The organism is Cryobacterium sp. Y62 (genome assembly GCF_002929785.1).
Classification (GTDB): domain Bacteria; phylum Actinomycetota; class Actinomycetes; order Actinomycetales; family Microbacteriaceae; genus Cryobacterium.
Genome location: NZ_PJJK01000043.1, coordinates 1 through 7,029, shown reverse-complemented (window position 1 = coordinate 7,029; position 7,029 = coordinate 1). Strand labels below are relative to the sequence as shown.

The 7,029-nt window shown below is 58.6% G+C and carries 10 protein-coding genes; 1 reads left to right on the top strand and 9 read right to left on the bottom strand.

Translation table 11 applies throughout. From position 1 onward, the window contains the following. The 9 genes from CXY71_RS00610 to CXY71_RS20865 form a co-directional block, all read right to left on the bottom strand. The coding region (locus tag CXY71_RS00610; protein WP_233204311.1) for an alpha/beta fold hydrolase at nt 1-488 on the bottom strand (488 nt) is incomplete at its 3' end. Between the two features lie 109 nt (nt 489-597). Continuing rightward, nucleotides 598-1,053 carry a hypothetical protein gene (locus CXY71_RS00605; RefSeq protein WP_104133803.1) on the bottom strand — a complete coding sequence of 152 codons (456 nt, stop codon included), beginning with the start codon at nt 1,051-1,053 and terminating at the stop codon, nt 598-600. Nucleotides 1,054-1,362: 309 nt separating this feature from the next. Next, a complete protein-coding gene (locus CXY71_RS00600; RefSeq protein WP_104133802.1) occupies nt 1,363-1,674 on the bottom strand; it encodes a transcriptional regulator in 312 nt (103 codons plus the stop codon). Continuing rightward, nucleotides 1,675-2,553, bottom strand: coding sequence for a hypothetical protein (locus CXY71_RS00595; protein ID WP_104133801.1), 879 nt, complete (start codon nt 2,551-2,553; stop codon nt 1,675-1,677). A gap of 1,180 nt (nt 2,554-3,733) precedes the next feature. Continuing rightward, nucleotides 3,734-4,117: a hypothetical protein gene (locus tag CXY71_RS00585; RefSeq protein ID WP_146071558.1), complete on the bottom strand. Its 384-nt coding sequence runs from the start codon at nt 4,115-4,117 to the stop codon at nt 3,734-3,736. Nucleotides 4,118-4,150: 33 nt separating this feature from the next. Then, entirely contained in the window at nt 4,151-4,555 is a 405-nt protein-coding gene (locus CXY71_RS00580) for a hypothetical protein (RefSeq protein WP_146071557.1), read from the bottom strand. 171 nt (nt 4,556-4,726) lie between these two features. Next, nucleotides 4,727-5,443 carry a hypothetical protein gene (locus CXY71_RS00575; RefSeq protein ID WP_104133797.1) on the bottom strand — a complete coding sequence of 239 codons (717 nt, stop codon included), beginning with the start codon at nt 5,441-5,443 and terminating at the stop codon, nt 4,727-4,729. A gap of 303 nt (nt 5,444-5,746) precedes the next feature. Further along, the gene (locus CXY71_RS00570; RefSeq protein WP_104133796.1) at nt 5,747-6,094 is read right to left on the bottom strand and encodes a GNAT family N-acetyltransferase; all 348 of its coding nucleotides are present in this window, start codon (nt 6,092-6,094) and stop codon (nt 5,747-5,749) included. Nucleotides 6,095-6,106: 12 nt separating this feature from the next. After that, nucleotides 6,107-6,274 (bottom strand): hypothetical protein, encoded by a 168-nt coding sequence (locus CXY71_RS20865; protein ID WP_158252915.1) that lies wholly within the window; start codon nt 6,272-6,274, stop codon nt 6,107-6,109. 224 nt (nt 6,275-6,498) lie between these two features. Here CXY71_RS20865 and CXY71_RS00565 point away from each other — a divergent pair, with 224 nt between their 5' ends. After that, on the top strand, nt 6,499-6,936 hold the full coding sequence (locus tag CXY71_RS00565) for a DUF1579 domain-containing protein (RefSeq protein WP_104133795.1): 438 nt from the start codon (nt 6,499-6,501) through the stop codon (nt 6,934-6,936). Nucleotides 6,937-7,029: the final 93 nt, after the last annotated feature.

The following is a 7,029-nucleotide window of genomic DNA, read 5'->3' as shown; positions in this document are numbered from 1 at the left end:
TTATGGTTATCAACAGCCAGCATTGGCAGCGTAGGAGAAACCACTAATTCCGCTGTCCGAAATACCCGCGGCAGGTCAGTGATGTGGGCACTCGTGTCGATGTACTCTTCCATCAACTCTGCCGGAACGAACAGCGCCCGGGCCTGAAGTCGGGCGAACCTGCGATTTCGCGCCAAGGGTGCTGCGGCCCCGAGTGCGCGAAGGGTGAGTCCGGCAAAGGGCATCGCTTTTGCCTGGGCGCTGACTACCATCACGCGATCTACGAGTTCGGGGTACTGAGACGCGAGTTCGATGGCGAGCTGTGCGCCCAAGGAGAATCCGATGACTGCCGTGGGATTCGAACTGCCACGCACCAGTATCTGGCTGAGAGCGTCTACCGTCTCGGTGTGTGATTGATACGGCTCATCGGCACTGTGACCATGGCCCGGAAGATCGGGAACGACTACTTTGTACGTCGCTTCGAGGGTTCGTCGAAGGGAGGTCCACATCCACCCTGCTACTCCACCGCCGTGTAACAGAAGCACTGGAGGGCCGTCTGAGGGGCCGAATGCACTTACATGCATAGTGTGCCTGGTCGTATGAAGGCGATTGAAACGATCAACCCGAAACTTCGGGACGATCGTTCAAGTCTCGCGGTCTGGTGCGCTCCTGACCGTGTTCTGCTCGGCGCTGCAAACGATCGAGCCTCAGACCTGGCACAGTCCGAAAGGCGCCGGCAAGCAAGCGAAAGATGGCGCCGCTGTGAGTGATGGCGTGGGTAACCTCAGTCTTGTGTTCGCCAACCGAAACGAGTTTCCAAGCGCCTGTTTCATGCGCTTGTAATCCGTCCAGACGCCAGACAACGTAATCCTTGGATACCTGTTCGTAGGTGATCGTGGGGGAACCCGGTAGTTTGGCTCGAATCGGGTATGGCTTGCCAATCAGCGCAACCGGATCGACCGCTGTGACAGAAAGAATCGCGGGATTCCATTCCGGCAGGCGGCGAATATCGGCGAGAATGTTAGCAATCGCCACCCTCGATGCGTTGATGACGCGACTTCCGATGTATTCCATGATTCGCTCCGTGCTCTTGCCCGTAGAAATTCTTCAAGAACGGATGCTCGCGTCCCCCAGTCACAGCCTAGGGGTAGGGCACACGGGGCCAGGCTTACCCTCACCAAGTCCGACGCCGAAGGCGCCCGGAGAGCTACGCCTAACCGAACGACTGCACGCAGTATCCGCACAACGATTGGGCTCTCTGGTCACTCGGTCGACACTTCCCGCTCTAATGCCGAATGCGAAACCCCTTAGGGGACTCCAGATTCGATTCGCCAGAGCATATCCAAGAGAGTACTTGTACTGTCTTTGGATTGCGGCATTGATTTACGCCGTCGGAGGCACCCCCGCCGCGATGGCCTGCAGAGCGGCGATATGGATTTGCATGGCCGTGGACCCAGCTGGTGTCGCAGTCAGCCAAGTACGCGGCCGGTTGCCCACGTAACCCTTGCGCACCATTAGATAGCCTGCGGTTTTTAGCGTGCTGATCGCTTTGCTCAGGGCTGAGTCATCGGTTTCGAGTAGATCGCGTAGGGAAGAGAAGTCAATTTCGACATCTGATCGCAGAGCGGCCATCACTGAGAAGCGCAGCGGTGTGAGCAAAGCATCGTCGAGATCGTGCCGAGGATGGCCGGCCATTCAGGCCTCCCAGATTGGGGCTGGCCTGAACGACGCAACTGCCAATGAAGCTGCAACGCAAATGCCACCAACGAAGCCAACGATGGTTAGATCCCAGTGCGTGCGTGCAAGCACGGCGGCGAGGCCATTCATTAGGAGGAAAGAACAACCAAAGGCGATCCACTGGGTGCGGCCCCACTCTTGGGCGAGACGAGATAGACCCCACCGGCTATCTCGCGTGGACAAGATCACAAGGATCAGTGCCGCGCTGGCTATCGACCAAGGAATGGACGAGGACAATCCTGCTGCTGCGCCGAGCACTCCTAGCCAGGTACCAAGTACAAGTGTCACGACTCGGGCGTTCAGGCTCAACGGCGCCAGCGTTGTGGCGGCCGAGCGGCGAACACCGGCTGCCCGGGCCAGTAGAGCCGAGCGGAGCGCGAGGGTACTGAGCGGCAAAGCGGCGAGTGCGACGATCCCGAACAGAATTGGCAACGAGATCGGACCGGCAAATAGGGAAAGACAGAGAAGCACTATCAGCGCGAATGCAGACGCAGTCGAGACCAGCCGTCCGTGACGGCGGGTTTCTCGAGCATGCACCGCGGGCAGCTGATCACGTAGTCCCATCTCGAGCATGGACGCTACAAAAAAGGGAACTAAGAGTAGATGAAGAATGTTGAGCCCGGATATTTCGAAACCGGGACTCACGGCCCAACCTTCGGCCGCCAGGCTTGCACTACTCAAAACAAACGTCAGGGCGTAGGTGAGGGTTGCCACAGCCATCCAGGTTTCAGCAACTGCACGAGTGCGGGCGTCGATGGCCTCCCCAACCCGGACACCGACGTCATCCCCGGTTTTCAACAGTAATCGAGCATGAGCTGCGGCTCCGGAATCTGTCATTCCATCGCGAGTGCTTTCAAATCGGTCGCTCATCCTGTATCCCCCAATTGGTGAAGCCTCCCTGCAATACTGTCAACATAGCATCTAGTTTCCATCTGGCAAGTTACAGAACAAATATATGATCATCAGGCAGTTAGATTCTAACGAGGGCCCTGGCGGCGTCCGGAAGCCGAACCCTTTACGGGACGCCAAATCTTCGTGGTGGACGTGGAACTGCGTCTGTGGGCGCAGCGTTAGGTCTGTGATCCACAGAAATTCGATGATCCGAGGTTACGGGGCGTATTGCTACATGATTGACCCGCCGCGCTGGATCGGCGTCACGCTGGCCAACGCAGATCAGATTCGCAAACGGCGGTATTGGCGGCATCAATGCGTAGGCATCCGCCGTCGATCAGTGTGCGTTCCCCGAGCGGTTGGTCGAGTTGGACGATTACAGGGACGGCATCATTCCATTGGCAATCAGCCGCGTCGCCGCCGAAAGGTTCAACGTCAATCCGGATCGTGATTTGTTCTGACTTGTACGTCACGACAGGGGCTAGGGTCTCGCCGGTAACACCGGAGGAGCAGCCGAGTCGGGTAACGACGACCTCAATATTAGTGCTGTCCCGACCCAGATTAGTAGGCTTACTAATTCGCCAGGTCGCGGTCTCACCAGTCTGGACAGCATCAGGCTGGTCTGCACCCTTCCCATTTTCGGGTCCGGTCTGCTGACATCCAGCCAGAAGTATCGCGACAGCGATCGCTGTGACTAAGCGAGCAGCAGTGCATTTCTGCTTCATGCACTCATGGTCTATCATCCACGCCTGACAATTCCATCCTAATCTTGTATCGATACACGAACGTAGTCGGAGGCATTCGCTGTTACGCCCTGAATGTCAAACAAGGCGACCCATGCAGTCGTGCTTGATTACACCAGTTCAATCGCACGCGAACAACGGCGGGTAGGAATGTCATCCGTCCGCACGTTCATCGCGCTGACTTAATAAAATGGAAGGGTCCGACTCAGCCCGTAAGCCGATCGTCCGATGAAACTCATGCCGCGCGTCTGAAGTCGGTCTTCGGTGTGTTCGCACTGCGCCTCACTTCACTGATATAGCTTTAGTCGAGATCAACGCCAATAGAGTGCTTCTCGCGGCCCGATCCGGTTTCGTCTCCGCACGCAGGAAATGCGGTGGGCGCTTTAGTTGGCCGCCCACAGGTGGTCGGCCACCTTGGTCCAGTTCGCCGAGCTGTCGGGGAGGTTATCGGCCAGCATCATTGTGATGCTACCGACGCCTTGCACCATGACGGGCACGTCACTCGAGCATCCGCTCACCGCTTCTAGCTCGTTGACAATGACCAGGCAATGGTCGCCTTCGCCCGATAGGGCCGCGTAGTAGCTGAGACCGGCGTCAGTCCAGAGCAGTCGGGTGGTGCCGGCGTCGAGGCTCTCGAGGACATTGGGCGTCGTGCCTGCCGGCATGGTGTCGGCCTCAGACTGCGGCTGGTCGAACACCGCGAGGGTATTCGGCGCCGAGCACGAGGTGAGAGAGGATGCCGCGAGAACGCATCCGATGAATGTCACGATCCTTCGTTGGTGCAACTTCATATTCCCGCCTCAGTTACTGATCCACAGGTGGTCGGCGACCTCGGTCCAGTTCTGTTCGCTGTTGGACGGTCCGTCGGCAAGCCGCATTTCGGGGCCGTCCTTGAACGCGAAGCCAACGGGCAGCTCGGTCGAGCACGCGCTGGCCGCTTCCACCTCGTCCAAGATGATGAGGCAGGGATCACCGTCGGAGAGGGCAGCGAAGTAGCTGACGTTGTCATCAGTCCAGAGCAGTCGGGTGGTGTCTGCTTCGATGCTTGTAATCACCGAGAATGCGTCGCCAGGCGGGAGCATGTCGACTGGAGATTGCGGTGCGTCGAAGACGGTAAATGCGTCCGGCGCCGAGCACGAGGTGAGAGCGGATGCCGCGAGAACGCATCCGCTGAATGTAGCGATTCTTCGTCGAATTAACTTCATACTCCCTCACCGTAACGCCACAGCAACCACGTGCATAAACATCCCGCAAGGGGAAGGCGAATTCAGCTGGTCTACGGGACACCGTTCACTTGATAACTGAACACGCTCTGCTGCGCGTGATTGGCGGTTTCATAGACGGAACCGGCCACTGCTCAGGTCGTGTCGCCTTGGCTAGTTCGTGGACCGCCTCCAGGGGCTCACGCTTTCCAACTGGACGTTGACGATGCTGGGACCAGCGAGAAGAGTACCAACAGCCGTGAAGTCTTCCTGAGGAAGGATGCTGTCGGTCGGATTGATGCCATTGAACTGTCGAACGTTGACCCGCCCCGAGTTTGTGGAAGAGAAGACGACCGGTTGCTCAGCGCCCGCATACAGATAGGCGTCGTAGCCGCCGGTCTCGGGCAGTGCGGGAAGCGCCGAAATCGGCGACACAGTAATGGACCAGCCACCCGCACCGGCCTCAACACCTATCCAGCCCGCCGGGCCATCGGTGGGGTCCAAACCATAGGCCACGCTGGCGGCATCGCCCTGGTAATCCGTCGTTCCGGCCTCGTGGAAGGTACCGTCTTCCCCATAAACCTGCGCATAAGAGTCTTCATTGACCCAGTGGCCGGGTGCCCACGTGATCGTGTAGAAGCCAGATTTAGCGTCGTCGGGAAAGACAATTTCATCCGCCCCGTTACCGGTGACCGTGAAAGCCTCGAACGTCCCGAATGTCTCGTCGGCCCACGCCTGAGCAGATTCCTGCGCAGTGGGTTCATCCGTCTTGGCGGGTGCCGGAGACGCCGAGGTTGGAGGTAAAGGAGCGACCGTTTCCTCTGCTTGGCATCCCGACAGCGCCACCGCGACTACGACGCCCGCGACCAGTATCGATGGCAAACGTTTCATAAGATCCCCCTGAGTTTCCGTCGCCCCTCGGCATTGAGATGGCGTGATCGGGCTGCATCTTGGCAGCCCCCGGCTTGGAACGAGTCTTGCACTGACCTCGTCCGTTGGACAACTCGACAGTTGCGGTCGTGAGTGCCAGATCTACGCGTGGGCTGTGGCTCGGACGCAGGTACTTCTACTTGCGCCGTGACCTGTGGTCGCGGTCCGGACGAACAGAGAGGCCCGCGAAAGAAACGTCATACGGACTGGAGTTCCTGAGGCGCGCGTTTTTCCTCTTTCATAAATGAGAACTCGTAGGGGCGATCAGTCCAGACCGAGAGCAAATACGACATCCGTGTAGGTGTTTGTCACCTCGTCTAGGTCGGACCGCCTAATCAGGCCACCTTTGAGTGCAGTCCTTTGCGAGGAGAGATTCGCGGCCGTCGTGTAAGCGACGAGCGGGAGGAACTCGCCGAGCTCATGCCATCGCTCGACAGCAGCCTTGACTAACTCGCTGGCCAATCCTTTGCCCCATGCTGCCGGCGCCAGTCGGTAGTACAGGTTGTAGACCTGGCGCCCGCGCCAATTTGTCGCCCGAATGCCCCCAAAACCGATGACCACCCCAGGCACCTGAGATTCTTCGAGAGCCCAGTACCCGTGTCCGTCAGTCACCCAGTTCGCTGCCTACTCTCGTGCTTGCTCCCCAGCCTGTGAACGGTCGGTCATCGGGCCGGCTGGGTTGTATATGTTCGTGCGCGCATCTGATTGCAGGAGCCACACCGAGTCGGCATCCTCTTCGATGACGGGCCGTAGACGGAGGTGTTCGGTTTCTCCGGTTCCGATGGTGATCATGCATACATATTAAATGGGCGGCATGGCCGGTTACAGAACCCGACTGCCGGCTATGACGTGAGCATCGATCCGCCTGGGCTGCCCGGACTGGCTCGCATTTTCGTCCGTAAGCCGAAGGCTCAACGGGTTCGCTGACGCCTGAACCGCCGACATCCGGTCGGGCGATCCGTCACTGGCCACCTCAGATGATTGCCCGGTTTGGCTCCCGAACGTAGGGTTGAATCATGGCTGAGCATGAAGAGTTGGCAGTTTTTCTGGGTGACTGGCATGCCGAGGGCACCTCTTATGGTGGTGACGAGCAGTCGCTGGATAATCCGCACGCGGGAGCGAGTCCGTGGAACAGCGTCCACTCCGCCCGGTGGCATTCGGGCAACTACTTCATCGTGCAAGATGAGCGCGCGAACGGTCCGTTCGACACGCTTAGTCTGATGGGCTGGGACGCTGAAGCTGGCCGCTATTTCGCCCGAACGGTCGAGAATCACGGTTTCGCACGCGATTACACTCTGACTGTCGACGGTCATACTTGGACGTTGACGGGTGAGCACGAGCGAGCAACGTATCGTTTTGGCGAAGACGGTCGCAGCCAGGAGATCGCCTGGGAGTGGAAACCCGCTGAAGTATGGCTACCGCTTTGCGACCGCACCGCTAATCGCATCAACTGATCGAGCACCAACGGGACTGCTGAAGGTTTAGTTGACACTTCATTTAGGCCGCGAGTGAGGCCGGTTGGTCCATTATTTCAAACTCGATCGGCG